Here is a 25,056-nt window from a genome sequence, read left to right on the forward strand (position 1 = left end):
GGCGCTGTACCAGGCCAAGGAGCGCGGCCGAAATCGTGTCGAGTGCTGGGCGCCCCCGGCGCCGCCGAAGCTGGCAGCGGAGTAGACGAAGCGCCCCGCGCCCCGTTCTCATCGATCGGCTCACAACTAGAGCGAAATTAGTTCAGACGCCGCAACTTTAGGCCTGCTTCGTCAGGCGCGTGTCAGGTTCCCATAAGGACTGGTAATACATGGTTGCGCGGCGGCCACGATTGTTGCGTTGTTGCAACGATACCTGAACATTTAACCCTAAAAGCACCCCATCCGTAGTCGCGCCGCTTTTTAGCCACACCCTCACATGAAAGGATATTCACCTAGCTGAATAGCCAGCGCTCCGACGACGGGACATTTTTTCGGGTTCCGGCGTTGATGGAGGAAAGAGCGCAGGAAAAGAGCGTCGGAACAGGGTCGCGATGGACGTCAAGACGAACATCAAGAGCAGGCTGCCGAGCCGTCACGTGACGGAGGGCCCCCAGCGCGCGCCGCATCGTTCCTATCTCTACGCGATGGGGCTGACGACAGCCCAGATTCATCAACCCTTTGTCGGCGTTGCTTCATGTTGGAACGAAGCGGCGCCTTGCAACATTTCGCTGATGCGCCAGGCGCAGGCAGTAAAGAAGGGCGTGGCTTCCGCCGGCGGCACGCCGCGCGAATTCTGCACCATCACCGTGACCGACGGCATCGCGATGGGCCATGACGGCATGCGCTCGTCGCTGCCGTCGCGTGAATGCATCGCCGATTCGGTCGAGCTCACGGTCCGCGGCCACGCCTACGACGCGCTGGTCGGGCTCGCCGGCTGCGACAAGTCGCTGCCGGGCATGATGATGGCGATGGTCCGCCTCAACGTGCCCTCGATCTTCATCTATGGCGGCTCGATCCTGCCCGGCAACTTCCGCGGGCAGCCGGTTACCGTGCAGGACATGTTCGAGGCGGTCGGCAAGCACTCGGTCGGCGCCATGTCGGACGAGGACCTCGACGAGATCGAGCGGGTGGCGTGCCCGTCGGCCGGCGCCTGCGGCGCCCAGTTCACCGCCAACACCATGGCGACCGTGTCCGAGGCCATTGGCCTCGCGCTGCCGTATTCGGCCGGGGCCCCGGCGCCCTACGAGATCCGCGACTCCTTCTGCGCCGCCGCCGGCGAGAAGGTGATGGAGCTAATCGAGAAAAACATCCGGCCCCGCGACATCGTTACCCGCGAAGCCCTTGAGAATGCTGCGGCTGTGGTTGCAGCCTCGGGCGGCTCGACCAATGCTGCGCTGCACCTGCCGGCGATCGCCCATGAGTGCGGCATTAAATTCAATTTGTTCGACGTTGCCGAAATCTTCAAAAAGACTCCTTACGTCGCGGATTTGAAGCCGGGCGGCCGTTATGTTGCCAAAGACATGTTTGAAGTAGGTGGCATTCCGCTGCTGATGAAGACGCTGCTCGACAATGGCCACCTGCACGGGAATTGCCTGACCGTCACTGGCCGAACGATCGCCGAAAACCTCAAAAGCGTGAAATGGAATCCGCACCAGGACGTGGTGCGGTCCGCTGACAATCCGATCACCGTGACAGGTGGCGTTGTCGGGTTGAAGGGTAATCTCGCTCCGGAGGGTGCGATCGTGAAGGTCGCGGGCATGTCGAACCTGAAGTTCACCGGTCCGGCCCGGTGCTTCGACCGCGAGGAAGACGCCTTCGAGGCGGTGCAGAAGCGCACCTACAAGGAAGGCGAAGTGATTGTAATCCGCTACGAGGGGCCGAAGGGCGGTCCCGGGATGCGGGAGATGCTGGCGACCACGGCGGCGCTGACCGGGCAGGGGATGGGCGGCAAGGTTGCCCTGATCACCGATGGCCGGTTCTCCGGCGCCACCCGTGGCTTCTGCATCGGACATATTGGACCCGAAGCGGCCGTCGGCGGGCCGATCGGGTTATTGCAGGACGGCGACATCATCGAGATCGATGCGGTCGCCGGCACACTTGACGTAAAATTGAGCGACGCCGAGCTCGCAAATCGTAAGACCAAATGGGCCCCTCGCGCGACTAACCACACATCTGGTGCGCTGTGGAAGTACGCCGAGCAAGTGGGGCCGGCGGTGGATGGCGCAGTCACCCATCCGGGTGGCGCGCACGAGAAACAGTGTTATGCGGACGTTTAAGCGTACGATTTTTGCGTTTGCGTTAGGGGCCATTCCGGTGGCGGGCCCCGGATTCGGATTCGACGGCGCCCCGGTCAGCCCCCAGGATACCGTTCTTCCGGTGGTTTCCCCGCAGCCGGGGACGGCCGCCGCGCTGAAGCGGGCCGCGAGCCCGGTCGCACCGACCGCGACCGCGCCGACCTCCTCGTTCAGCACGCTGCAATATCAGGCCGAGGGCGGCCATCCCGTGGCGCAGTGGAAGCTCGGCAAGATGTACGCCGAGGGCGACGGCGTCATCCAGGACGACATGCGCGCCTTCGAGTATTTCAGCCGGATCGCCAACGCGCATGCCGAGGATTCGCCGTCGGCGCCGCAGGCCTCGATCGTGGCCAACGCCTTCGTGGCGCTCGGCCGCTACTACCTGAGCGGCATTCCCAATTCCAAGGTGAAGGCGGACACCGAGCGGGCGCGGGAGATGTTCTCCTATGCGGCGTCCTATTTCGGCAACGCCGACGCCCAGTACGACCTTGCCCGGCTGTACCTGAAGACGCCGGACGCCTCGCGGGACGATTTCCGCTATGGCGCGCGCTGGCTGGGCCTTGCCGCCCAGAAGGGCCAGCATCAGGCGCAGGCGCTGCTTGGCCAGATGCTGTTCAACGGCGACCGGCTGCCGCCGCAGCGAGCCCGCGGCCTGATGTGGCTGACCCTGGCGCGTGACAGCGCGACGCCCGACGAGGCCTGGATCAAGGAAAGCTACAACCGGGCGATCGCCAAGCGTCGGAAGACGACCGCGCGATGGCGCTGCAGATGCTCGAGCACTGGGTGCAAGGTCGTCGCGATTAGAGACCGCCGCGACTGATATCGCCGGCGGCCTTCGCAGCCTGCTTGAGGCTCAGGCCGTCTCGAAATCGAGATCCGCCCACACCGGCACATGGTCGGACGGTTTTTCCCAAGCGCGCACATAGCTGTCGATGCCGACATCGATCAGCCGGTCACTGGCTTGCGGCGACATCAGGAGATGGTCGATCCGCAGGCCCCAGTTCTTCTGCCAGGCGCCGGCCTGATAGTCCCAGAAAGTGTACTGACCGGGCTCGTCATTGACCGCCCGCAGCGCATCGGTCAGGCCGAGGCCGAGCAGCGACTGGAAGGCTTCACGGGTCTGGGGCCGGAACAGGGCGTCGTCGGCCCAGGCGGCCGGATTATAGACGTCGCGAGCCGCCGGGATGACATTGTAGTCGCCGGCCAGGATCAGCGGCTCCTCGGCCTTAAGCCGTTCCTTCGCGTACTCAAGAAGCCGCGACATCCATTTGAGCTTGTAGGGATATTTGTCGGTGTTCGCGGGGTTGCCGTTGGGCAGATAGAGGCACGCGACCCGCACCACGCCCTGCTTCAGCGTGACGACGCCTTCGAGGAAGCGGGCATGGGCGTCCTCGTCGTCGCCGGCAAGGCCCGACTTGGTCTCGTCGAACGGCAGCTTGGAGAGCAGCGCGACGCCGTTGAAGGTCTTCTGCCCGTGGGTGACGACATTATACCCGAGCGCCTCGACCTCGAGCCGGGGAAACGCGTCGTCGACGCATTTGATCTCCTGCAGGCAGACGATGTCGGGGGAGCACTCCTTCAGCCAGCTGACCAGCAGTTCGATCCGTTGCCGGACCGAGTTGACGTTCCAGGTGGCGATGCGAACAGTCATCGGAAGTCCTCTATTTGACGCGGCGCGTTGGCAAGCGCTCCGCCTGGTCCAAGCGTTTCCGCATCTCGATGTGTGGGATGCCGGCTTCCTCGAACTCGTCGCCGCACCGTTCGAACCCGGCGCGCGCATAGAACGGCTCCGCGTGCGTCTGCGCGTTGAGGATCAGTTCGGGATAGCCGAGTTCGGCCGCCTTGGCCATCAGCGCCTCCAGCACCCGGGCGCCAACGCCCATGCCGCGTGCCATTTTGAGCACGGCCATGCGGCCGATATGGCCGTCGGGGAGCAGCCGGCCCGTCGCCACGGCGGTGCCGTCCTCGACAAATGCCAGCGCATGGCAGCTCGACGCGTCCATGTCGTCCCACTCCAGTTCGACCGGCACGCCCTGTTCTTCGACAAAGACATTGTAGCGGATGGCGCCGGCGCGTTCGCGGGCGTCTTCCCAGGTGCAGATCAGGACGGAGGTGGACATAAGGCAGCGATTCGCAGCGCTCGACGCGGCGCACTATTTCACTTTGGTGGCATACCATGCGCAGCCCTGCTGTGGTAACCCTCTCCAGAAACAAGGCGTAACAATTGCCGACGGGGGAGTTGCGAAGCGTCCCGGCCCTCAAGGGAAGCGGGCGGCGCACGTGCAAAGCTTATGAAAAAACGCAATTTGGTTCTGACTGTCGCTGTTCTCGGCATTGCGGCCGGGGCGGCTTACATGACCCGCGCTTCATGGATGAGTGGCGGAGCCGCAACCGCGCAGGGGACCCCGCGGCCGCGCGTCGTCTCGGTGGACCTCGCCAAGGCGGAACGCAAATCGGTTCCGGTCGACGTCGATGCGATCGGACAGGTCACGCCGATCTCCAGCGTGGCGCTGAAGTCGCGGCTGGAGACCACCATCGTCTCGGTCCATTTCGAGGACGGCGCCAGGGTCAATGAAGGCGACCTGCTGTTCATGCTCGATGCGCGGCAGATCGACGCCCAGATCGAGCAGGCAGAGGGCGTGCTGGCCCGCGACCAGGCCCAGCTCGAGGGCGCACAGCGCGACCTCCGCCGCTACACCGAACTGGTCGGCAAGGGCGCGACCACCCAGGTCAATCTCGACAATGCCAAGACCCAGTCCGACGTCCTGATCGGGACCATCAAGGCCGACCAGTTCGCGCTGGAAAATCTCCGTGTCCAGAAAAGCTACACCGTGATCCGCGCCCCGTTCGCGGGCCGGATCAGCGCGGCCAACGTCAAGGTCGGGAACTTCGTCCGTCCCGCCGACACCCAGCCGCTCGCGGTCATCAACCAGATGGCGCCGGTCTATGTCACCTTCGCTATCCCGCAGCGTGCGCTGGTCGACCTGCGCGACGCCATGGCGAAGGGCGATTCAAAGGTGATCGCGACCATTCCAGGCCATCAGCGCTCCGAGAGCGGAAAGGTCGCGATGGTCGAGAACGCCGTCGATGCGACCACCGGCATGGTGACTGTGCGCGGCATCATGAACAATGCCAGCGAGACGCTGTGGCCCGGCACGATCGTGCAGACCAAGCTGATCATCCGCAGCGAGGACGCCGTGGTGGTGCCGACGGTTGCAGTCCAGCGCAGCCAGAACGGCAATTTCGTCTTCGTCGTCAGGGACGGCGTCGCCAAGGTCCAGCCGGTCAAGGTCGATCGCACCTTCCAGGGCTCATCGGTGATCTCGGACGGTCTGGCGGGCGATGAAAGCGTCGTCGTCGACGGACAGCTGCTGCTGTCGGAGGGATCGCGGGTTGAGTTGCGGGCGCGCAAGGCCGGAGCCTGACCGATGACGCTCTCCGAGCTCTGCATCCGCCGTCCGGTCATGACGACGCTGATCACGGCGTCGATCATCGCATTCGGCGTGTTCGGCTTCCGCCTGCTACCGGTCTCGGCGCTGCCCAAGGTCGACTTCCCGACCATCGCGGTCACCGCGACCCTGCCGGGCGCCAGCGCCGACACCATGGCGGCCTCGGTCGCAGGGATCATCGAGCGCCAGCTCTCGACCATTGCCGGCATCTCGTCGATGAACTCGAACTCCTCGCAAGGGACGAGCGTCATCACCATCCAGTTCGACCTCAACCGCAGCATCGATGCCGCCGCGCTCGACGTGCAGACGGCATTGACCATCGCGCAGCGCCGGCTGCCGATCGAGATGACGATCCCGCCGAGCTTCCGGAAGGTGAATCCGGCGGATTTCCCGGTGCTGTTCGTCTCGCTGGGGTCGGCGACGCTGCCGCTGTCGGCGGTCAACGAATACGGCGACATCACGATCGGGCAGGCGCTGTCGCAGTTGCCGGGCGTGGCGCAGGTCCTGATCTACGGCGCGCAGAAATTCGCGATCCGCGTCCAGGCCGATCCGGAAGCCGCGGCCGCCCGCGGCGTCTCGATGGAGGATATCCGCGCCGCGGTATCGCGCGCCAATTCCTCGACGCCGGTCGGCACGCTGAATGGTCCGAAGCAGGACGTCGCGCTGCAGGCCTCCGGCCAGATGGACAAGGCGGCCGACTACCGCCAGATCTACGTCGCCTGGCGCAACGGCTCGCCGGTCCGCCTCGACGAGATCGCCAAGGTCTATGACAGTGTCGAGAACGACAAGATCGCAACCTGGATGAACGACGAGCGCGCGATCGTGCTCGCGATCCAGAAGCAGCCCGACGCCAACACCGTGGCCGTCGTCGACGCCGTGCTGGCCAAGCTGCCGTCGCTGCGTGCGGCGATTCCGCCGTCGGTGACCATGCAGGTGATGATGGACCGTTCGGTCTCGATCCGGCAGGCGGTCAGCGACGTCGAGGAGACGCTGCTGATCGCGATCGCGCTGGTGATCCTCGTGATCTTCCTGTTCCTGCGCTCGGCATCTGCCACCTTCATCCCGGCGCTGGCGGTGCCGATCTCGCTGTTCGGCACCTGCGCTGTGATGTACGCGCTGGATTATTCGATCAATAACATGACGCTGCTGGCCCTGACGCTCTCGGTCGGCTTCGTGGTCGACGACGCCATCGTCATGCTGGAGAACATCGTCCGCCACATCGAGCACGGCATGAAGCCGTTCGAGGCGGCGCTGAAGGGCGCCCGCGAGATCGGCTTCACCATCATCTCGATCACCTTCTCGCTGATCGCCGTGTTCATCCCGGTGCTCTTGATGGGCGGCATCGTCGGCCGCGTGTTTCGCGAATTCGCGGTCACGATCTCGGTCGCGATCATCGTCTCCGGCTTCGTGTCGCTGACCCTGACGCCGATGCTGTGCGCCCGCGTGCTGCGCGCGCATGATGCGACCAAGCGGCCGAATATCGTGCTGCGGGCGTTCGAGGCGATGTTCGAGGCCTGGCTGCGCGCCTATGAATGGGCGCTGGACTGGGTGCTGGCCAAGAAGGCGCTGATGCTGGTGGTGACGCTGGCAACGCTCGGCGGCACCATCTATCTCTACATGATCGTGCCGAAGGGCTTCTTTCCGCAGGAGGACACCGGCTTCCTGATCGGTGTGACGGAGGCCGCGACCGACACCTCGTTCGAGGCGATGAAGGTGCGGCAGCAGGCGCTGGTCGAGGTGCTGCGGACCGATCCGGCGATCGAGTACATCAACTCCACGGTCGGCTCCGGCGGTCCGAATCCGACCGCGAATTACGGCCGCCTGTTCATCGCCCTGAAGCCGCAGAAGATGCGCGACAACGCCGCTGTCGTGGTTGGCCGTCTCCGGCAGAAGGCCCGCGAGATCCCGGGCATGCAGGCGTTCTTCCAGAGCGTCCAGAACCTCAACATCGGCGGCCGCATCTCCAAAAGCCAGTACCAGTATGTGATGCAGAGCGGCGATACCGAGGCGCTGTACCGGCTGGCGCCTGAGATGCGCGACAAGATCGAGAAGATCGCAGGGCTGCTCGACGTCACCACCGACCTCTACATCAAGAACCCGCAGATGACGGTCGACATCGACCGCGAGAAGGCGGCGGTCTACGGCGTCACCGTCGATCAGGTCCGCAACCAGCTCTACAACGCCTATGGCGCACGGCAGGTCGGCACCATCTACATGCCCTCCAACGACTACCAGATCATCCTGGAGGTGCAGCCGCAGTTCCGGGTCGATCCGTCCGATCTGTCAAAACTCTACATGAAGACCGCGAACGGCCAGACCATTCCGCTGGATGCGGTGGCGAAGCTGGTGCCGACGGTCGGGCCGCTGCAGATCAACCATCAGGGCCAGCAGCCGGCGGTGACGATCTCGTTCAATCTCGCGCCTGGCAATTCGCTCGGTTACGCGGTCGACAAGATCACCGAGCTCGAGCAGAGCGCGAATTTGCCGCCGACGATCGCGACCGGATTCTCCGGCACCGCGCAGGTGTTCCAGGATTCGCTGCGCGGGCAGGGCGTCCTGATCCTCGCCGCGGTGTTCGCAGCCTTCGTGATCCTCGGCATTCTCTACGAGAGCTTCATCCACCCGATCACGATCATCTCGGGCCTGCCGTCGGCCGGCGTCGGCGCGATCCTGACGCTGATGTTGTTCGGGATGGAGCTGTCCGTCATCGCGATGATCGGCATCGTGATGCTGGTCGGCATCGTCAAGAAGAACGCGATCATGATGGTCGACTTCGCGCTGGAGCGGCGCCGCGTCGGCCTCAGCGCCGAGCACGCGATCCGCGAGGCGGCGCTGCTGCGCTTCCGTCCGATCATGATGACGACGTTCGCCGCAATCTTCGGCACGCTGCCGATCGCGCTCGGCGCGGGCGCCGGCGCCGAGCTGCGTCAGCCGCTCGGCGTCGCGGTGGTCGGCGGCCTCTGCGTGTCGCAGCTGCTGACGCTGTTCATCACGCCTGTCATCTACATCTATCTCGACCGCATCGACCGCAGGCTGCGGCGCAAGCTCGATCCGCAGGCCGAGCCGGATGGCGACGTGGAGCGGCCGCAGGTGGTCGCGGCGGAATAGTCAGCCGCGCTGCGCAAGCCGCAAAACGGCTCGCGGAAGAAACCACTCTGGCTACGGAAGCGTTAGATCGAGAAGCTAGTGCCGCAGCCGCAGGAGGCGGTGGCGTTCGGATTGACGACGCGGAACGAGGCGCCGATCAGGTCGTCGACGAAGTCTACTTCCGAGCCCGCGAGGAACGGGACCGAGGCGGGATCAATCAGCACCACGGCGCTGTCGCGCTCGATCACGAGGTCGTCATCGGCCTGGGTGCGCTCGACGTCGAACTTGTACTGGAAACCGGAGCAGCCGCCGCCCTCGACGGAAATGCGCAGCTTGGCGCCGTCGCCTTCCTTGCTGAGGATCTGCCCGATCCGGCGGGCGGCCCGTTCGCTGACGGTGATGGCTGCAGTCATGGTCGATCTCCGGTAGGCCGCGTCATACCCAATTCACTTGGTATTGCGCACACCGCATAGTTAAGTGCGTCGGACCATGGAATCAAATGGATAAGGACTAAAATACTGTGTCGGTCGGAATGGCTGCCCCCCGCGCGCCTTATGCCTGCGACCCCGATCGCAGCCGCGGCCGGCTTGTCACGGAGCCGCCGAGCCGGACCCGAAGCCCGTTCCGGCGCGACTGTGACCGGGTGATCCATTCCACGGCGTTCCGCCGCCTCAAGCACAAGACCCAGGTGTTCGTCTTCCATGAGGGCGATCACTACCGCACCCGGCTGACCCATTCGCTGGAGGTGGCGCAGATCGCCCGCGCGCTGGCGCGCCAGCTCGGTGTCGACGAGGATCTGACCGAGACGCTGGCGCTGGCGCACGACCTCGGCCATCCACCGTTCGGGCATGCCGGGGAGCGGGCGCTCGACGACTGCCTCAGGGATGACGGCGGCTTCGACCATAATGCGCAGGCTCTACGGGTCGTCACCTCGCTGGAGCATCGCTACCCTGAATTTGGCGGCCTGAACCTGACCTGGGAATCGCTCGAGGGGATCGTCAAGCACAACGGCCCGCTGACCGAACGCAACGGCGCGTCGGCCGGCCGCTATCTGCAAGGCGGCCTTCCGGTCGGGATCGCCGACTACAACAAGACCTACGACCTCGAACTCTGGAGCTACGCCTCGCTCGAGGCGCAGATCGCGGCCTTCGCGGACGACATCGCCTATGACGCGCACGATATCGACGACGGCCTGCGCGCCGGCCTGTTCGCGGTCGACGACCTCAAGGAAATGCCGCTGACATCAGAGATCATCGCCGAGATCGACCGCCATTATCCTGGACTCGACGAGGTCCGGCGCGGCGCCGAGCTGGTGCGTGAGCTGATCTCACATTTCATCAGCGCGGTGTTCAACGAAGCGACCCGGCGCCTCGCGGTAGCCCAGCCGCAATCGGCCCAGGACGTGCGCCGCCACAATGCGCCGCTGATCGCGTTTCCGCCTGAGGTCGCCGAGCAGGAGGCGGCAATCAAGGCGTTCCTGTTCCGGCGGATGTACCGCCACCGGCGGGTGATGATCGTCATGCGGGAGGCCGAGCAGGTGGTGCGCAACCTGTTTGAGCGCTACCGGCAATCGCCAGGCGACCTGCCGGCGGAATGGATCGAGGGCAGCGTGCAGGAGACCACGAGCGCGCGGAACAGGCGGATCGGCAATTTCATTGCCGGGATGACCGACCGCTTCGCCCTGATCGAACACCAAAGGCTTTTTGACTCGACCCCGGATTTGCGTTAGCGCCCTGCCATGGCCGACACCACTGCTTCACCACACCTTTTTGCCGACATGCTGACGCGCGTGCACGCGATCTGTGCCGCGGTCGGAGCCGAGGACAACTGGCCCGCGGGCATCGATCTCACACGCGTCGTGGTCGAGCCGCCGCGTGATGCCAGCCATGGCGATATGGCGACCAATGCCGCGATGGTGCTCGCCAAGGACGCCAAGGCCAAGCCGCGCGAGCTCGCCGACAAGATCGCCGAGCGGCTGCGCGCCGATGCGCTGGTCGCCTCGGTCGATGTCGCGGGGCCCGGCTTCATCAACCTGACCTTGAAGCCGCAGGTCTGGGCGGACGCGCTGCGCGCCGTGCTGGCCGCCGGCTCAGCCTATGGGCGCAGCGACATCGGCAAGGCCGAGAAGGTCAATGTCGAGTACGTCTCGGCCAACCCGACCGGGCCGATGCATGTCGGCCATTGCCGCGGCGCGGTGTTCGGTGACGCGCTGTGCAGCCTGCTGCAGTTCGCGGGCTTCGACGTCTGCCGTGAATACTACATCAACGATGCCGGCGCCCAGGTCGACGTGCTCGCGCGCTCGGCGTTCCTGCGGTACCGCGAGGCGCTGGGGCAGGACATCGGCGCGATCCCGGAAGGGCTCTATCCCGGCGACTATCTCGTGCCGGTCGGCGAAGCGCTCGCCAAGGAATATGGCGAGAAGCTGCTCGACATGACGGAAGGCGCGTGGCTGCCGATCGTGCGCGACAAGGCGATCGCCATGATGATGGAGATGATCAAGTCCGATCTCGCCGCGCTCAACATCCATCACGACGTGTTCTTCTCCGAGCGCTCGCTGATCACCTCAGGCAATAACAAGGTCGCCGAGACCATCGACTTCCTGCGCGCCAAGGGCGACATCTACGAGGGCCGCCTGCCGCCGCCGAAGGGCAAGCCGGTCGAGGATTACGAGGATCGCGAGCAGTCGCTGTTCCGCGCCACCGCCTACGGCGATGACGTCGATCGGCCGCTGATCAAGTCGGATGGCTCGTACACGTATTTCGCGTCCGACATCGCCAACCACCGCAACAAGTTCGAGCGCGGCTTCACCAATCTGATCGACGTGTTCGGCGCCGATCACGGCGGCTACATCAAGCGCATGCAGGCGGCGGTGAAGGCGGTGACCGCGGGCAAGGCCGTGCTCGACGTCAAGATCGTGCAGCTTGTTAAGCTGCTGCGCGATGGCGAGCCGGTGAAGATGTCGAAACGCTCGGGCGAGTTTGTCACGCTGCGCGAAGTCGTCGACGAGGTCGGCTCCGACGCCGTGCGGTTCATGATGCTGTTCCGCAAGAACGACGCGGTGCTCGATTTCGACCTCGCCAAGGTGATCGAGCAGTCAAAGGACAACGCCGTCTTCTACGTCCAGTACGGCCACGCCCGTGGCCATTCGATCTTCCGCAACGCGCGGGAGGAGGCGGTTCCGGATCTGCCCGAGTCGGATGAAGCCCGGCTGGCCTATCTCCGTAGTGCTACGGTGGAGCGGCTGACCGACCCGGCCGAGCTCGACCTGCTCAAGCGCCTCGCGCTTTATCCCCGGATGATTGAGGCCGCGGCGGTGGCACATGAGCCGCACCGAATCGCTTTTTATCTCTATGATTTGGCCAGTGAATTTCACGCGCTCTGGACCAAGGGGCGCGATTTGCCCTATTTACGCTTCATTATCAATAATGATGCAGAGATCACGAGGGCGCGACTGGCAATGGTTCAGGGCGTCGTCTCGGTTCTGGCATCGGGCTTAGCTGTTCTAGGCGTCCACGCTCCAACCGAGATGCGGTAGGCAGGGGCATTAGGCCCTCACGAGTGGGGATTTGTGAGGGCATCTGGCAGGGGCCAAGTCGTTCGGACCGGCTGTGCCGGCGATCTTGGCGCTGTCCCGAAGGGGATGCATCATCACAATGGCTGATCGATATCAGGACCGAAATTTTTCCGCCGACACGGCCTCCAAGGCCGAGAGCGATCCGCTTGCTGAACTGGCCCGGCTGATCGGCCAGACGGATCCATTCGGCACCGCCAACAAGCCGCCGCCGCGTCCGCTGCAGTCGCGCGCCAATGTACGGCCGCAACAGTATGAGCCGCAGGCGGAAGAGGATGAGGCGCCGCCCGCGGGCCCGCCGCCCTGGATGCAGCGCGCGCGGCAGGAAGCGGCCCCGCCGCCACCCGTGCAGCACACCGAATACGAAGAGCCGGAGCAGGACTATCAGCCGAAGCCGGTGCATCCGTTGCACCGCTATGCGGCCCAGCAGGCGCAGCCGCCTGCGCCCGCGCCGGTCGCAGCCTATCGGCCGGTCGAGCCCCCCCGGCAGCCTGAGGCGTTCGATGAGGAGCCGCACTATCAGGGCGGTGATCAAGAGCCGGATCCATCGCGCTATGACGACGCGCTCTACGGCCAGCTGGAAGCCGGCGAGCAGGACCTGCAGCGCGATCCGTCCTATCCGGACGATCCCTACGCCTATGAGGCCTACGAGGAAGAACCCGAACCGCGCAAGCGCAGCAGTGGCCTGATGACGGTTGCCGCGGTCGTGGCGCTTGCGGTGGTCGGCACCGGTGGTGCGCTCGCCTATCGCAACTATGTCGGGTCGCCGCGAACCGGTGAGCCCCCGATCATCAAGGCGGACAACACGCCGACCAAGGTGATTCCAGCCCAGGCCGATGCACCGGCCAAGACACCGGACCGCATGGCGACGGGTGACGGCGCCGAAAAGATCGTGTCGCGTGAAGAGACCCCGGTCGACGTCAATTCGAAGACCGCCGGACCGCGCGTCGTCTTTCCGCCGCTGAACGCCAATGCGAACCCGCCGCCGGCTGCCAGCGTGCAGATCGCGCAGCCCGCGCCGGCGCCGCTCACCGCCAACGGGACCCTGCCGAACAACGAGCCGCGCAAGATCCGTACCCTCTCGGTCAAGGGCGGCGACACACCTGATGGCGCCCAGGCCACCGCGGCCGTGCCGCCCAAGCCCGCCGCGGCGAAGCTCCGGTATCGCGCGGCAATCCGTCGGCAGCCAATGCCAGCGTGAATTCGCCAATGTCGCTGGTTCCCGGGCAGGCTGACGGGGCGGCAGCTCCGGCTGCGCCCCCGACCCGGGTGGCGTCGACGTCGACCGCTTCGGTTGGCGGCGGTGGATACCTGGTCCAGGTGTCGTCGCAGAAGAACGAGGCGGACGCGCAGGCGTCGTATCGGACGCTGCAGGGCAAGTATCGCAACGTGCTCGGTTCGCAGCCCTTGGTGGTGAAACGCGTCGATCTCGGCGAGAAGGGCGTCTACTACCGCGCCTTTGCCGGCCCGTTCGCGTCGTCGGAAGAGGCGAACCAGCTGTGCCGGAGCCTGATGTCGGCCGGTGGGCCGCAGTGCCTCATCCAAAGAAATTAAAGGCCGTTTCCTTGACCCGTGAGCTGCATACGGCCTAATCGGCCGAATGACGAACCGCGCATTCATCACGGGCATATCCGGGCTGACCCTCAACGACGCTGAACGCGAATTCATTCGCGCCGAGCGGCCATGGGGCTTCATCCTGTTCAAGCGCAACATCGAGAGTCCGGCCCAAGTCGCGGCTCTTGTTGGGGAACTCAAGTTGGTGGCCGGCATGGCCGACGCTCCGGTCCTGATCGACCAGGAGGGCGGCCGGGTGCAGCGGCTCGGCCCGCCGCATTGGCCGGTCTATCCGCCCGGCGCGAGCTTTGGCGCGCTCTACGACATCGACCTGAAGCTCGGCCTTGCCGCGGCTAGGCTGAGCTCACGGCTGATTGCGGCCGACCTGACCGACCTTGGAATATCAGTCGATTGCCTGCCCTTGGCCGACGTTCCCGTGGCCGGAGCGGATGCCGTGATCGGCAACCGGGCCTATGGAACCGGGCCGGACAAGGTCGCGGCGATCGCCCGTGCGGTCACAGAGGGCTTGGAACAGGGCGGCGTGCTGCCGGTTCTCAAGCACATTCCCGGCCATGGCCGGGCGACGGCGGACAGTCATTTCCGCCTGCCGACGGTCGATACCGCGAAAGCCGAGCTGGAACGGACCGATTTTGCCGCGTTCCAGCCGCTGGCGGACCTGCCGATGGCGATGACTGCACATGTTGTGTTTAGCGCGCTGGACCCCGTCCATCCGGCAACGACTTCTGCGACAATCATCGAACAGGTGATTCGCGGCCTGATCGGGTTTCAGGGTTTGTTGATGAGTGATGACGTGTCGATGAATGCGCTGGCCGGATCAATTGCCGAGCGGACCCGCGCCATCGTCAGCGCCGGTTGCGACATGATTCTGCACTGCAACGGCAATATCGACGAAATGCGCGAGGTCGCGCGGGAGACGCCGGAACTGACCGGCAAGGCGCTTGAGCGCGCCAAGGCTGCGCTCGCCGCACGGAAGCAGCCTGAGCCGCTCGACCGGCAGGCGGCACGGGCTGAACTGGATGCGTTGTTGGATCGGGTAGGGACGGCATGACCGCTGAAATTCTATCGTTTGATACCGGGCGGCCGGCCGACCTCGCCGAGGGCGAACCGGCGCTGGTGGTCGACGTCGAGGGCTATGAAGGCCCGCTCGACCTGCTGTTGACGCTGGCGCGGCAGCAGAAGGTCGACCTGTCGAAGATTTCGATCCTTGCGCTCGCCGACCAATATCTCTCGTTCATCGAGGCGGCACGCAAGATCCGTCTCGAACTCGCCGCCGACTATCTGGTGATGGCAGCCTGGCTCGCCTTCCTGAAGTCGCGGCTGTTGCTGCCCGAACCGCCGAGCGCAGAGGGGCCGAGCGCCGAGGAAATGGCGACCGCGCTTGCCAACCGGCTGCGCCGTCTGGAGGCGATCCGCGAGGCGGCCAACCGGCTGATGAACCGGCCCCAGTTCCAGCGCGATATCTTTCCGCGCGGCAATCCGGAATCGATCGCCGAGATCAAGCATCCGAAATTCACCGCGACTTTGTACGACCTGCTGTCGGCCTATGCCACGCAGCGCCAGTCGCGCGTGCTGACCACGGTTCATCTGCAGAAGCGTACCGTGTGGTCGCTCGCCGAAGCACGCGCCTCGCTGGAGCGGCTGGTCGGCATCGCCGAGGACTGGAGCTGCCTCGACGAGTACCTGATGAACTACGTCGCCGATCCCACCCAGAAGGCGACGGTGTTCGCATCGAGCTTCGCGGCGGCCCTTGAGCTGGTTCGCGAAGGCGAGATGGAAATCAACCAGAAGCAGGCGTTCGCGCCGATCTATTTCCGAAAGCGTCAGGCACAGGCCGCAATGGCCGCGCCGGACCTGTCGGTTGAGTAAGTGGAAGAAGGAGAGCAAGCCCATGGCAAGCTTGGCGGAAGTGCGCAGAGACGAGCCCGAGGAGGAGGTTTCTCCTATGGATCATCCGGTAGCGCGTCCTGAGGAATTGCGGCTCCTGGAAGCCCTGTTGTTTGCATCGGCCGAGCCGATCGATCAGGCGACGCTGGCCAAGCGGATGCCCGACGGCGTCGATATCAAGCAGGCGCTCGCCCAGTTGCAGGCGGAATATGCGCCGCGTGGCGTCAACCTGGTGAAGGTCGCGAACAAGTGGACGTTCCGCACCGCGGGCGACCTGTCGTGGCTGATGACGCGCGAGAGCACCGAGACCCGGAAGCTGTCGCGTGCGGCAATCGAGGTGCTGGCGATCGTCGCCTATCACCAGCCGGTGACCCGCGCCGAGATCGAAGAGATTCGCGGCGTGGTGACGTCCAAGGGAACGATCGACGTGCTGCTGGAGACCGGCTGGATCCGCCCGCGCGGCCGCCGCAAGACGCCGGGCCGTCCGTTGACCTTCGGAACCACCGACGGTTTCCTCTCGCAGTTCAGCCTGGAAGCGCTCGGCGACCTGCCGGGGCTCGAGGAGCTGAAGGGCACGGGTCTGCTCGACTCGCGTCTGCCCACCGGCTTCTCCGTTCCGTCGCCGTCTGACGATGCGACGCTGCGCGAGGACGAGGAGCCGCTCGAGCCCGGCGATACGCTGGAACTGTTGCTCGCGCCGGCCGTCGAGCCGGAGGCCGAGGAACCGAAGGCTGAGACCGAGACCGAGGCCGCTGCCGAGGTGGTCGGTGAGGTGGAGGCAGGCGAGCCTGACGCGGCCGAGCCCGACGCCCACGAACCCGACGCTGGTGAGCCGGACGAGCGCGCCGACGACGCGGGCGATCACGACGGCGCCGAGAAGGGCGAATAGGGCGGAATATTCCCGGTTAAGCCTAGCAATATTACGTAGCCGCGACAGCGATTTGCCGCGGCAGAGGTCCTTGTTTTTGACACCCCGCGGGCCTAACTTCCGGCCATGTTCAGGCCGGTCCGCCGGCCATTTCTGGAGGGTTGCAGGATGGGTTCGCTTAGCATTTGGCACTGGATCGTCGTGATCGCAGTGGTCCTCCTGCTGTTCGGTCGCGGCAAGATTTCGGACCTGATGGGTGACGTCGCTCAGGGCATCAAGGCCTTCAAGAAGGGCATGCAGGACGACGATAAGGTCGCGGACAAGACCGAGCCCACCAAGTCGATCGATCACAATTCGACGCCATCGTCCGCGCGCCAGGACGTTGGCAGCAAGGCCGTCTAACGCGCTTGTACTGACGTATATTTCGACGTTTTTCTTCGCGCGAAACGGTGACGCCGTCGCACAGACGCGCTATGGACGCCGATTGAGAAAAGGCGCCGGCAGCCCCACATCCTGTTGGGAGCGATGGGGCCGCTGGCGGCGCGCTTAGGCGGAACAATTCATGTTCGATATCGGGTGGAGTGAACTGGTCGTCATCGCGGTCGTCGCGCTGATCGCCATCGGCCCGAAAGAACTTCCGGGCGTGCTGCGCATGGTCGGGCAATGGATGGGCAAGGCCCGCAAGATGGCCGCTGAATTCCAGGGCCAGTTCCAGGAAGCCATGCGCGAGGCCGAGATGGCCGACCTCAAGAAGAGTTTTGACGAGGTCAGGGAAGCCGCAACCGGCATCACCAGCGGCAATATCATGACCTCGCTGCAGAAGGACGTCAGCGACGCCCTGCAGATCGACAAGCCGGTCGATGCGCAGGTTGCCTCCGCGATCGATGCGCCGGTGACGTCAAGCGACGCACCGGTGACGCCGACGACACCGGCCGAGCCGACGCCGGAAACCTTCGTCGAGGCCGAGACGCACGTGGCCGCCGGCGAGCCGCTCGCGATCACCAATGAGGTGAAGCCCGAGCCTGCGCCGCAGGACGTCACGCCGGCACAGCCCGACGTGCTCAAGGACGCGAGGGCGTCATGAGCGCCGAAGACATCGAGGCCTCCAAGGCCCCCTTGATGGATCACCTGATCGAGCTGCGCTCGCGGCTGATCAAGGCGCTGCTCGGCTTCGCCGTGGCCTTCATCATCTGCTTCTTCTTCGCCAAGCAGATTTTCAATGTCCTGGTCTGGCCGTTCATCTGGGTGGCGGGACCGGAGAATTCGAAATTCATCTACACGGCGCTGCTCGAGTATTTTCTCACCCAGCTCAAGCTCGCAATGTTCGGGGCCGCCTTCATCTCGTTCCCGATCGTCGCCGGACAGGTCTACATGTTCGTGGCGCCTGGGCTCTACAAGCACGAGCGCAATGCCTTCCTGCCGTATCTGATCGCCACGCCGATTTTCTTCGTGATGGGCGCGATGCTGGTCTACTTCGTGGTTTTCCCGATGTTGACCCGTTTTTCGCTCGGCATGCAGCAGACCGCCGGCGCGGAGACCGCGCAGATCCAGCTGCTGCCCAAGGTCGGCGAGTATCTCTCGCTGATGATGTCGCTGATCTTCGCGTTCGGGATCGCCTTCCAGCTGCCGGTGATCCTGACCTTGCTCGGCCGCATCGGCATCGTCACCTCGAAGATGCTGAAGGAGAAGCGGCGCTACTTCATCGTGATCGCCTTCATCATCGCCGCGGTGCTGACGCCGCCCGACGTGCTGAGCCAGGCCTCGCTCGCGATCCCGCTGCTCGCGCTCTATGAGGGCGCCATCATCGCGGTCCGGATCGTGGAGAAGAAGGCCGCGACCGCCTCGTCCACGGCGCCGTCGGCGACCAATCCGGCCGAGTAGGGTGATTTGGTCACATACCCCGCCGTCATACCCCGCGAAAGCGGGGTATCCAGTACGCCGCGGCCCCTCCGTCACACGCTGACGCCTCTGGAATACTGGATCAGCCGCTTTCGCTGACGATGACGGCCGTGGTAGTGGAAACATGCAACGCAAGCGTTGACGTAAGACGTTATCTGCAAGCCCGCCATCAGGACTGCCATGCACGACATCAAAGCGATCCGCGACAATCCGACCGCCTTCGACGCCGGCCTGAAGCGCCGCGGACTTGAGGCGCTGTCGCCGTCGCTGCTGGCGATCGACGAGAAGCGGCGCGCGGCGATCCTGGCTTCAGAGCAGGCCCAGGCGCGGCGCAATGCAGCCTCCAAGGAGATCGGTGACGCCAAGAAGGCCAAGGACGAGGCGCGCGCGGCCAGGCTGATGGCCGAGGTCGCCGAGCTCAAGACCACGATGCCCGAGCTCGAGCTTGCTGCGAAGTCGGCCGATGAAGAGCTGACGAAGCAGCTGTCGTCGATTCCCAATCTGCCGCTCGACGAAGTGCCCGACGGTGTCGACGAGCACGGCAATGTCCAGCACCATGTGTTCGGCAAGGCGCGCGACTACGGCTTTGCTCCCAAGCTGCACGACGACCTCGGCACTGCGCTCGGCTATATGGATTTCGAGGCGGCGGCGAAACTGTCCGGCGCGCGCTTCGTCGTGCTGAAGAAGGGGCTGGCGCGGCTCGAGCGTGCGATCGGGCAGTTCATGCTCGACCTGCACACCGGCGAGCACGGCTACACCGAGATCAACCCGCCGCTGCTGGTGCGCGACGCCGTGATGTTCGGCACCGGCCAGTTGCCGAAATTCGAGGACGACCAGTTCTGGGCGATCAAGGGCGAATTGCTCTCTGCCCCGAATGCCGATCTGCGCAGCGAACGCCTTGGCCTCATTCCGACTGCGGAAGTCTCGCTGACCAACCTCGCGCGCGAATCCATCCTCGACGAGAAGGAGCTGCCGATGCGGCTCACCGCGCTGACGCCGTGCTTCCGCGCCGAGGCGGGCGCCGCGGGACGCGACACGCGCGGCATGATCCGCCAGCACCAATTTACAAAAGTCGAGCTGGTGTCGATCACGACGCCCGAAGCCAGCAAGGATGAGCTCGAGCGCATGCTGTCCTGCGCCGAGCAGGTGCTGCAGAAGCTCGATCTGCATTATCGGGTCATGACGCTGTGCGCCGGCGACATGGGCTTCTCCGCGCAGAAGACCTACGACATCGAGGTGTGGATGCCGGGGCAGGGCGATGGCGGCGCCTATCGCGAGATCTCGAGCTGCTCGGTGTGCGGCGACTTCCAGGCCCGCCGCATGGATGCACGCTACCGCGGCCCCGACGGCAAGCCGCGCTTCGTGCATACGCTGAACGGCTCCGGCACGGCGGTCGGCCGCGCCTTGATCGCTGTGATGGAGACTTATCAGCAGCAGGATGGCTCGATCGCGGTGCCCGATGTCCTGCAGCCCTATATGGGCGGGCTCAAGGTCATCGAGCACGGCATGTAAGGCGAGGGTCAGTGCGATGCCGCTCCACCGTGACATCCACTGGCTTGGCAAGCAATGGGCCGTCACCGGCCACGGGCTGCAGCTGATCAACCAGAAGCAGATGGGCTATTACGACATCGAGGCCGCGCGCCTGTGGGAAGCCCGCGTGAGCGAGGTGCAGTCGAAGGCGTGGATCGACCGGCCCGACTTCGACAAGGCGCTGGAGATCGCGCGCGGCAAGTTCGCCCAATTGGCGCCGGACGATCTGCCGCCGCCGGCGGGGGTCGTGGCACCGCCACCTCCGGTCCGAGTGACGCCACCGGCCGCGCCGCGCGCGCCGCTTGACGCAGCATCGGTGCCCTCGATCGAGGAACTGCTGGCGAGGCTGAAATCGAAATCGATTGCGCCGCCGGCGGCGGAGGTGCCCGCAGCGCGGCCGCCCGGACCCGAATTGCCCAAGCCTGAGACGCCGAAGCCTGAGCCGCGCAATGTCGAACCTATCAGGCCAGAGCTGCCTAAGTCGAAGCCTCCGAAGGCCGCACAGCCCGAGCTTCGCGAAACAGCGCCGGTCGCTCCCGAGCTGCCGCGGCCCGAATCCCGGAAGGTCGAACTCCCGAAGGCAGAGCCCGCCAGGCCTGTATCGCTCAAGCCCGAGCCTCTCGCATCTGCACCCGGCAAAAGCGAAGCTGCTGCGGCCGAGTTGCACAAATCGGAGCTTCCGAAGCCGCCGAGGCCCGAGCTTCGCCAATCCGCAGCGGTCACGCCCGAGCCGCCCAGGCCTGAGGCGCGCAGGGTTGAATCTCCCAAAGCTGAACGTGCCAAGGTTGAACCTGCCAAGGCTGAGCCTGCACAACGGGAGGCTTCCAAGCCTGAATCCCGGAAGCCTGAGCCCGTCAGATCAGAAGCTCTCAAGTCCCAAGCTCTCGACGATGGACGTCAGGCGGCGCCTGCAAAACGGCTCGAAGTGCCGCCGCTGGTGCCCGTCGTCAAAGTTGTGCGGAGGCCGGCCTGGCCGGTCTTCGTCCGCAAGATCGCCGGCAGCGGCAAATTCCTGCAGCCGTGGCGCGTGACGTCGGCGCGTTGGCGCGGGCCTTCGCCGGGTTTGCCTCCGCGGCCCTAGCCGGTTAAGACGGCAATCAACTGAAGAAATCGCGGCTCAAGAAAACCCGCGTCGAATCGGAACAAAGGCGCTTTGACGGATGCGAATTCTCTGCACCAATGATGACGGCGTCCACGCTCCCGGCCTGCAGGTCGTCGAGCAGATCGCACGCGCCCTGTCCGACGACGTCTGGATCGTTGCTCCCGAGCTCGACCAGTCCGGTGTCTCGCATTCGCTGTCGCTCAACGATCCGCTGCGTCTGCGCGAAGTCAGCCCGCGCCATTTCGCGGTGCGCGGCACGCCGACCGATTGCGTCATCATGGGCGCGCGCCACATTCTCGGCGACAAGCTGCCGGATCTCGTGCTGAGTGGCGTCAATAAGGGCCGCAACGTCGCCGAGGACGTGGTTTATTCCGGCACCATCGCCGGCGCGCTGGAAGGCACCATCCTGGGCTTTCCGTCATTTGCGTTGTCGCAGGAATTCTCGATCGAGACGCGCAACGCACCGCTGTGGGACACCGCGCTGAAGTTCGGCCCCGACATCATCCGCAAGGTGATCGACGCGGGCGTGCCGAGAAATACCGTTATCAACGTCAACTTCCCGTCATGCATGCCCGATGACGTCAAGGGCATCCGCATCACGCGGCAGGGCAAGCGCAATCAGGGCTTTCTGAAGATCGATCGCCGTCACGACGGGCGCGGCAATCCGTATTTCTGGATCGGCTTCGAGCGCGCGGCGATGATGGATACCCCGGCCGAGGGCACCGATCTTGCCGCGCTTGCCGCGCGCTACGTTTCGGTCACGCCGCTGCGGCTCGATCGCACCGATGAAGTGTTTTCGGAGACGCTGGTCGAAACGCTGAAGTGATCTCTTGTAGCCCGGATGGAGCGAAGCGAAATCCGGGACGGCGTTTGCACGGTCGTGAGCCCCGGATTACGCTGCGCTCCATCCGGGCTACGGACACCCGATATCTAAACCGGCGCGCTCCGCATCGCGCTGGCGATCACCTGGGCGAGGGTTTCCAGCTGGAAGGGCTTTTGCAGGGCCGGACGGTCGCGATATTCCGGCGGCAGGCCGGACGAGCCATAGCCGGTCGCGAAGATGAAGGGGCGATTGCGGGCGTTGATCAGCTCGGCGACCGGGGTGATCACCTTGCCATTGACGTTAACGTCGAGGATCGCGAGGTCGAATTCGGTCGATTGCGCGAGCTTGACCGCTTCGCCGATTTCGCCGGCCTCGGCCGCGACACTATGGCCGAGCTCTTCCAGCATGTCGGCGACCATCATCCGGATCATGACCTCGTCCTCCACGAGGAAAACTGAACAGCCCGCCGGCCGTATCGCTGTCATGATGGAATCCTTGCCCGTCCCTGAAATAGGCTCGCAAATAACACTACAAGGCGCAATGCAAACGTTTGGGAATTAGTCGGTTTCCGGCGCGCGCCGCTGCGTCGCCGCATCGTCCTGACTGACTCGTTGCGCGAGATTCGTCCAGGCTCTGACCGGGTGCAACGGCCCAACCGCCGCCCGCGCATCTCCGGCGTTATCAGCGCATCGCTGTCGATTATATGGGAAGCTTGCGGATTGGTGCCAAGACGAAATCGGCGTGTCGGTTCCTGAGCGGGAACAAAAGGTGACGGGAAATTTTTCCTTAACGCGGTATTTCGGATTTCAATGGCATCTAGCAGGAGCAAGATTCCGCGCTGCTGCCCAGAGACGCTGATGAACATGGCCCTGAAGCCCGATCCAACCGAGAAGATGATGTTTCAGCTCACCCTGCGGCGGCGAGGGGTCAGCGATCAGGCGGTGCTGCGCACGATGGAGGAGGTGCCGCGCGAGATGTTCGTCGATCCGCGCGATCGCAACGAGGCCTATCGCGACAGCGCGCTTGCGATCGCCTGCGGGCAGACCATCAGCCAGCCCTTCGTCGTGGCCTACATGACCGAGCAGCTGCACCTTCAGAAGGACCACCGCGTGCTCGAGATCGGCACCGGATCGGGCTATCAGGCGGCCGTGCTGTCCCGGCTGTGCAAGCACGTTCTGACCATCGAGCGCTACCGGACACTGGCCGACGGCGCGCGCAAACGGCTTGAAAAGCTCGGCTATTACAACATCGAGGTGCTGCTCGGCGACGGCTTCGACGTTCCCGCGGGGGCGGGCGATTTCGACCGCATCATCGTCACCGCGGCGATGGAGCAGATTCCGGAGAAGCTGCTGGAGCGGCTCGATCCGGGTGGCATCCTGATCGCCCCGGTCGGGCCGCACCAGGGCACCCAGACCCTGGTCCGCGTGGTGCGGACCGCGAACGGCTTCGACCGCAAGGAACTGGTCGACGTCCGCTTTGTGCCGGCGTTGCCCGGAATCGCGCGCGAATTGTAAATTTGGCGATTTGCTGCTTGGCACCAACGCCTTATTCCCAGGGTTAAGCGGTTATTTACTCGCGACGTGTTTACTCAAAACAGTCTTTTGTTGCGTACGAGTGAGTAACCATGTCTGGGGTTGTTGAGTTGCTTCGCTCGCGTCGCGTGCCGCAGGTTGCGGTGCTGACGCTGATGTCCATGGCTTTTGCCGGTTGCAGCGCCGACATGTCGTCGCGCTTCTCGCAAAATTCCTATTCGCAAAATCCGTTTGCGTTCGATCCGCAGCCGACCGGCACCGTGCAGGCGCCGCCGCCGCGTGAGCTGCCGCAATACGCGCGGCCGCGAACCCAACCGCAGTATTCGCAGTATCAGTCGCAGCCATTGCCGCCGCCGGTTGCCGCGCCGCAGTCCTATCCGGTCGCCAATGCCGGCGTCTCCGGAGGCGGGCGCGGGATGTCGTCCTACACCCCGCCGCCGGCGCGCCCGCAGATCGAAGCCACCGGCAGCGTGCCGCATTCGGTCGCCGCCGCGCATGCTTCGCATAGCGGCACCACCATCATCGTCGGCACCAGCGACACGCTGGAAGTGCTGGCGCGCCGCTACAACGTCTCGACGGCCGAGATCCTGCACGCCAATGGCTACAAGGGACCGCGCGCTCTGTCGCCCGGCCAGCAGCTGATCATTCCGCGTCCGGGGGCAGGAGCAGTGGCCGCGGCACCTGCAATGGCCGCACCGGCCACGCGGCCCGTTGCCGTGGCAGCCGCGCCTTCCGGCGTCCACTATGTCAATCGCGGCGACACGCTGCACAGCATCGCGCGCCAGCACCACATCCCGGTGGCCGATCTCGCGCGTGCCAACAATCTCGACCAGTCGGCCCGGCTGAGCCTCGGCATGAAGCTCGTGGTGCCTGGCGCCAAGACGGCGATGGCAGCTCCCGCGCCGGTTGCGCAGCCTGTTGCCGCCGCACCGGTCGCTGTCGCTCCGGCACCGGCGATGGCGGCCCCGAAGGTCGTTGCCACGGCGCTGCCGCAGCAGAGCGCGCGGCTGGTTCAGCCGACCGCAACTGTCGAACAGCCGGCCGCCGCCGCAGAAACGCCCGTCGTCACCAAATCGAGCGAAGCCACCGGCGCATTGCCGACGTTCCGCTGGCCGGTGCGCGGCAAGGTCATCACCGCCTACGGCTCGAAGACCAACGGCAAGGTCAATGACGGCATCAACGTCGCGGTGCCCGAAGGCACGCCGGTGAAGGCCGCCGAAGACGGCGTCGTCGCCTATTCGGGCAATGAGCTGAAGGGGTACGGCAATCTCGTGCTGGTGCGCCATTCCAACGGCTACGTCACGGCCTATGCCCATGCGAGCGAAATCCTGGTGAAGCGCGGTGATACCATCAAGCGCGGCCAGGTGATCGCCAAGTCGGGCCAGACCGGCGAGGCAGGCTCGCCGCAGCTCCACTTCGAAATTCGCAAGGGATCGTCTCCGGTCGATCCGCTCCAGTTCCTCAACGGCGCATAAGTTAGGCGCCGGGACTTCAAGGGACTTCCAAGTCTCACAACAAAGACAACGGGGAGGCGCAAGCCCCCCGTTTTGTTTGATCTAAAG

General features: G+C 64.9%; 21 protein-coding genes and 2 pseudogenes. 19 read left to right on the forward strand and 4 right to left on the reverse strand.

Features of this window, described 5'->3' with window-relative positions; genetic code table 11:
* Window positions 1–431: 431 nt before the first annotated feature.
* Window positions 432–2,156 (forward strand): dihydroxy-acid dehydratase, encoded by a 1,725-nt coding sequence (gene ilvD, locus AKN84_RS08780; protein ID WP_050420347.1) that lies wholly within the window; start codon window positions 432–434, stop codon window positions 2,154–2,156.
* Window positions 2,143–2,978, forward strand: a pseudogene (locus tag AKN84_RS08785) (tetratricopeptide repeat protein). Before ilvD ends, AKN84_RS08785 begins: the two are co-directional and overlap by 14 nt.
* Before the next feature lie 49 nt (window positions 2,979–3,027).
* Here the strand turns inward: AKN84_RS08785 and xth are convergent.
* Both xth and AKN84_RS08795 read right to left on the reverse strand, forming a co-directional pair.
* Window positions 3,028–3,825 carry an exodeoxyribonuclease III gene (gene xth / locus AKN84_RS08790; protein ID WP_050420348.1) on the reverse strand — a complete coding sequence of 266 codons (798 nt, stop codon included), beginning with the start codon at window positions 3,823–3,825 and terminating at the stop codon, window positions 3,028–3,030.
* Window positions 3,826–3,835: 10 nt separating this feature from the next.
* Window positions 3,836–4,294, reverse strand: a complete 459-nt coding sequence (locus AKN84_RS08795; protein ID WP_050420349.1) for a GNAT family N-acetyltransferase — start codon at window positions 4,292–4,294, stop codon at window positions 3,836–3,838.
* A gap of 171 nt (window positions 4,295–4,465) precedes the next feature.
* On the opposite strand from AKN84_RS08795, the gene AKN84_RS08800 reads away from it, so the two are divergent.
* Window positions 4,466–5,599, forward strand: a complete 1,134-nt coding sequence (locus tag AKN84_RS08800) for an efflux RND transporter periplasmic adaptor subunit (RefSeq protein ID WP_050420350.1) — start codon at window positions 4,466–4,468, stop codon at window positions 5,597–5,599.
* A gap of 3 nt (window positions 5,600–5,602) precedes the next feature.
* Window positions 5,603–8,731, forward strand: a complete 3,129-nt coding sequence (locus AKN84_RS08805) for an efflux RND transporter permease subunit (protein WP_050420351.1) — start codon at window positions 5,603–5,605, stop codon at window positions 8,729–8,731.
* A 62-nt stretch (window positions 8,732–8,793) separates the two neighbouring features.
* Here AKN84_RS08805 and erpA read toward each other — a convergent pair whose 3' ends face one another.
* A complete protein-coding gene (gene erpA, locus AKN84_RS08810; RefSeq protein ID WP_021081206.1) occupies window positions 8,794–9,123 on the reverse strand; it encodes an iron-sulfur cluster insertion protein ErpA in 330 nt (109 codons plus the stop codon).
* Between the two features lie 107 nt (window positions 9,124–9,230).
* Between erpA and AKN84_RS08815 the strand changes: the two genes are divergently transcribed.
* From AKN84_RS08815 to surE, 13 genes and pseudogenes are all read left to right on the forward strand, one after another.
* Window positions 9,231–10,439: a deoxyguanosinetriphosphate triphosphohydrolase gene (locus AKN84_RS08815; protein ID WP_128970557.1), complete on the forward strand. Its 1,209-nt coding sequence runs from the start codon at window positions 9,231–9,233 to the stop codon at window positions 10,437–10,439.
* Between the two features lie 9 nt (window positions 10,440–10,448).
* Complete coding sequence (argS, locus tag AKN84_RS08820) at window positions 10,449–12,245, forward strand: arginine--tRNA ligase (RefSeq protein WP_050420353.1); 1,797 nt, start codon at window positions 10,449–10,451, stop codon at window positions 12,243–12,245.
* Window positions 12,246–12,363: 118 nt separating this feature from the next.
* Window positions 12,364–13,482 carry an SPOR domain-containing protein gene (locus AKN84_RS08825; RefSeq protein WP_347337309.1) on the forward strand — a complete coding sequence of 373 codons (1,119 nt, stop codon included), beginning with the start codon at window positions 12,364–12,366 and terminating at the stop codon, window positions 13,480–13,482.
* A gap of 8 nt (window positions 13,483–13,490) precedes the next feature.
* The gene (locus tag AKN84_RS50310; protein WP_347337310.1) at window positions 13,491–13,835 is read left to right on the forward strand and encodes an SPOR domain-containing protein; all 345 of its coding nucleotides are present in this window, start codon (window positions 13,491–13,493) and stop codon (window positions 13,833–13,835) included.
* 46 nt (window positions 13,836–13,881) lie between these two features.
* Window positions 13,882–14,904, forward strand: a complete 1,023-nt coding sequence (nagZ, locus tag AKN84_RS08830) for a beta-N-acetylhexosaminidase (RefSeq protein ID WP_050420354.1) — start codon at window positions 13,882–13,884, stop codon at window positions 14,902–14,904.
* On the forward strand, window positions 14,901–15,722 hold the full coding sequence (locus AKN84_RS08835) for a segregation and condensation protein A (protein ID WP_050420355.1): 822 nt from the start codon (window positions 14,901–14,903) through the stop codon (window positions 15,720–15,722). Before nagZ ends, AKN84_RS08835 begins: the two co-directional genes overlap by 4 nt.
* A gap of 22 nt (window positions 15,723–15,744) precedes the next feature.
* Window positions 15,745–16,596: pseudogene (scpB, locus tag AKN84_RS08840) on the forward strand (SMC-Scp complex subunit ScpB); the annotation flags it as partial.
* 180 nt (window positions 16,597–16,776) lie between these two features.
* Complete coding sequence (locus AKN84_RS08845) at window positions 16,777–17,010, forward strand: twin-arginine translocase TatA/TatE family subunit (RefSeq protein ID WP_050420357.1); 234 nt, start codon at window positions 16,777–16,779, stop codon at window positions 17,008–17,010.
* A 160-nt stretch (window positions 17,011–17,170) separates the two neighbouring features.
* On the forward strand, window positions 17,171–17,692 hold the full coding sequence (gene tatB, locus AKN84_RS08850) for a Sec-independent protein translocase protein TatB (RefSeq protein ID WP_050420358.1): 522 nt from the start codon (window positions 17,171–17,173) through the stop codon (window positions 17,690–17,692).
* Window positions 17,689–18,489, forward strand: a complete 801-nt coding sequence (gene tatC / locus AKN84_RS08855) for a twin-arginine translocase subunit TatC (RefSeq protein ID WP_050420359.1) — start codon at window positions 17,689–17,691, stop codon at window positions 18,487–18,489. The genes tatB and tatC overlap by 4 nt, the downstream gene beginning before the upstream one ends.
* A 198-nt stretch (window positions 18,490–18,687) precedes the next feature.
* Window positions 18,688–20,019, forward strand: coding sequence for a serine--tRNA ligase (serS, locus tag AKN84_RS08860; protein ID WP_050420360.1), 1,332 nt, complete (start codon window positions 18,688–18,690; stop codon window positions 20,017–20,019).
* A gap of 16 nt (window positions 20,020–20,035) precedes the next feature.
* Window positions 20,036–21,118, forward strand: a complete 1,083-nt coding sequence (locus AKN84_RS08865) for a hypothetical protein (RefSeq protein WP_050420361.1) — start codon at window positions 20,036–20,038, stop codon at window positions 21,116–21,118.
* Between the two features lie 79 nt (window positions 21,119–21,197).
* The gene (surE, locus tag AKN84_RS08870) at window positions 21,198–21,965 is read left to right on the forward strand and encodes a 5'/3'-nucleotidase SurE (RefSeq protein ID WP_050420362.1); all 768 of its coding nucleotides are present in this window, start codon (window positions 21,198–21,200) and stop codon (window positions 21,963–21,965) included.
* 104 nt (window positions 21,966–22,069) lie between these two features.
* On the opposite strand, the gene AKN84_RS08875 is transcribed toward surE, so the two are convergent.
* Window positions 22,070–22,447, reverse strand: coding sequence for a response regulator (locus tag AKN84_RS08875; protein ID WP_128970559.1), 378 nt, complete (start codon window positions 22,445–22,447; stop codon window positions 22,070–22,072).
* Window positions 22,448–22,819: 372 nt separating this feature from the next.
* Here AKN84_RS08875 and AKN84_RS08880 point away from each other — a divergent pair, with 372 nt between their 5' ends.
* Window positions 22,820–23,476, forward strand: a complete 657-nt coding sequence (locus AKN84_RS08880) for a protein-L-isoaspartate(D-aspartate) O-methyltransferase (RefSeq protein WP_050420363.1) — start codon at window positions 22,820–22,822, stop codon at window positions 23,474–23,476.
* A 110-nt stretch (window positions 23,477–23,586) separates the two neighbouring features.
* Window positions 23,587–24,969 (forward strand): peptidoglycan DD-metalloendopeptidase family protein, encoded by a 1,383-nt coding sequence (locus tag AKN84_RS08885; RefSeq protein ID WP_050420364.1) that lies wholly within the window; start codon window positions 23,587–23,589, stop codon window positions 24,967–24,969.
* Window positions 24,970–25,056: the final 87 nt, after the last annotated feature.

It is taken from the genome of Bradyrhizobium tropiciagri (genome assembly GCF_001189845.1).
GTDB classification, from domain to species: domain Bacteria; phylum Pseudomonadota; class Alphaproteobacteria; order Rhizobiales; family Xanthobacteraceae; genus Bradyrhizobium; species Bradyrhizobium tropiciagri.

What these genes read in the sequence shown, in the direction of transcription:
- ilvD (WP_050420347.1), top strand. Translation starts at nt 432, where the DNA reads ATGGACGTCAAGACGAACATCAAGAGCAGGCTGCCGAGCCGTCACGTG.
- xth (WP_050420348.1), bottom strand. Translation starts at nt 3,825, where the DNA reads ATGACTGTTCGCATCGCCACCTGGAACGTCAACTCGGTCCGGCAACGG.
- AKN84_RS08795 (WP_050420349.1), bottom strand. Translation starts at nt 4,294, where the DNA reads ATGTCCACCTCCGTCCTGATCTGCACCTGGGAAGACGCCCGCGAACGC.
- AKN84_RS08800 (WP_050420350.1), top strand. Translation starts at nt 4,466, where the DNA reads ATGAAAAAACGCAATTTGGTTCTGACTGTCGCTGTTCTCGGCATTGCG.
- AKN84_RS08805 (WP_050420351.1), top strand. Translation starts at nt 5,603, where the DNA reads ATGACGCTCTCCGAGCTCTGCATCCGCCGTCCGGTCATGACGACGCTG.
- erpA (WP_021081206.1), bottom strand. Translation starts at nt 9,123, where the DNA reads ATGACTGCAGCCATCACCGTCAGCGAACGGGCCGCCCGCCGGATCGGG.
- argS (WP_050420353.1), top strand. Translation starts at nt 10,449, where the DNA reads ATGGCCGACACCACTGCTTCACCACACCTTTTTGCCGACATGCTGACG.
- AKN84_RS08825 (WP_347337309.1), top strand. Translation starts at nt 12,364, where the DNA reads ATGGCTGATCGATATCAGGACCGAAATTTTTCCGCCGACACGGCCTCC.
- AKN84_RS50310 (WP_347337310.1), top strand. Translation starts at nt 13,491, where the DNA reads ATGTCGCTGGTTCCCGGGCAGGCTGACGGGGCGGCAGCTCCGGCTGCG.
- nagZ (WP_050420354.1), top strand. Translation starts at nt 13,882, where the DNA reads ATGACGAACCGCGCATTCATCACGGGCATATCCGGGCTGACCCTCAAC.
- AKN84_RS08835 (WP_050420355.1), top strand. Translation starts at nt 14,901, where the DNA reads ATGACCGCTGAAATTCTATCGTTTGATACCGGGCGGCCGGCCGACCTC.
- AKN84_RS08845 (WP_050420357.1), top strand. Translation starts at nt 16,777, where the DNA reads ATGGGTTCGCTTAGCATTTGGCACTGGATCGTCGTGATCGCAGTGGTC.
- tatB (WP_050420358.1), top strand. Translation starts at nt 17,171, where the DNA reads ATGTTCGATATCGGGTGGAGTGAACTGGTCGTCATCGCGGTCGTCGCG.
- tatC (WP_050420359.1), top strand. Translation starts at nt 17,689, where the DNA reads ATGAGCGCCGAAGACATCGAGGCCTCCAAGGCCCCCTTGATGGATCAC.
- serS (WP_050420360.1), top strand. Translation starts at nt 18,688, where the DNA reads ATGCACGACATCAAAGCGATCCGCGACAATCCGACCGCCTTCGACGCC.
- AKN84_RS08865 (WP_050420361.1), top strand. Translation starts at nt 20,036, where the DNA reads ATGCCGCTCCACCGTGACATCCACTGGCTTGGCAAGCAATGGGCCGTC.
- surE (WP_050420362.1), top strand. Translation starts at nt 21,198, where the DNA reads ATGCGAATTCTCTGCACCAATGATGACGGCGTCCACGCTCCCGGCCTG.
- AKN84_RS08875 (WP_128970559.1), bottom strand. Translation starts at nt 22,447, where the DNA reads ATGACAGCGATACGGCCGGCGGGCTGTTCAGTTTTCCTCGTGGAGGAC.
- AKN84_RS08880 (WP_050420363.1), top strand. Translation starts at nt 22,820, where the DNA reads ATGAACATGGCCCTGAAGCCCGATCCAACCGAGAAGATGATGTTTCAG.
- AKN84_RS08885 (WP_050420364.1), top strand. Translation starts at nt 23,587, where the DNA reads ATGTCTGGGGTTGTTGAGTTGCTTCGCTCGCGTCGCGTGCCGCAGGTT.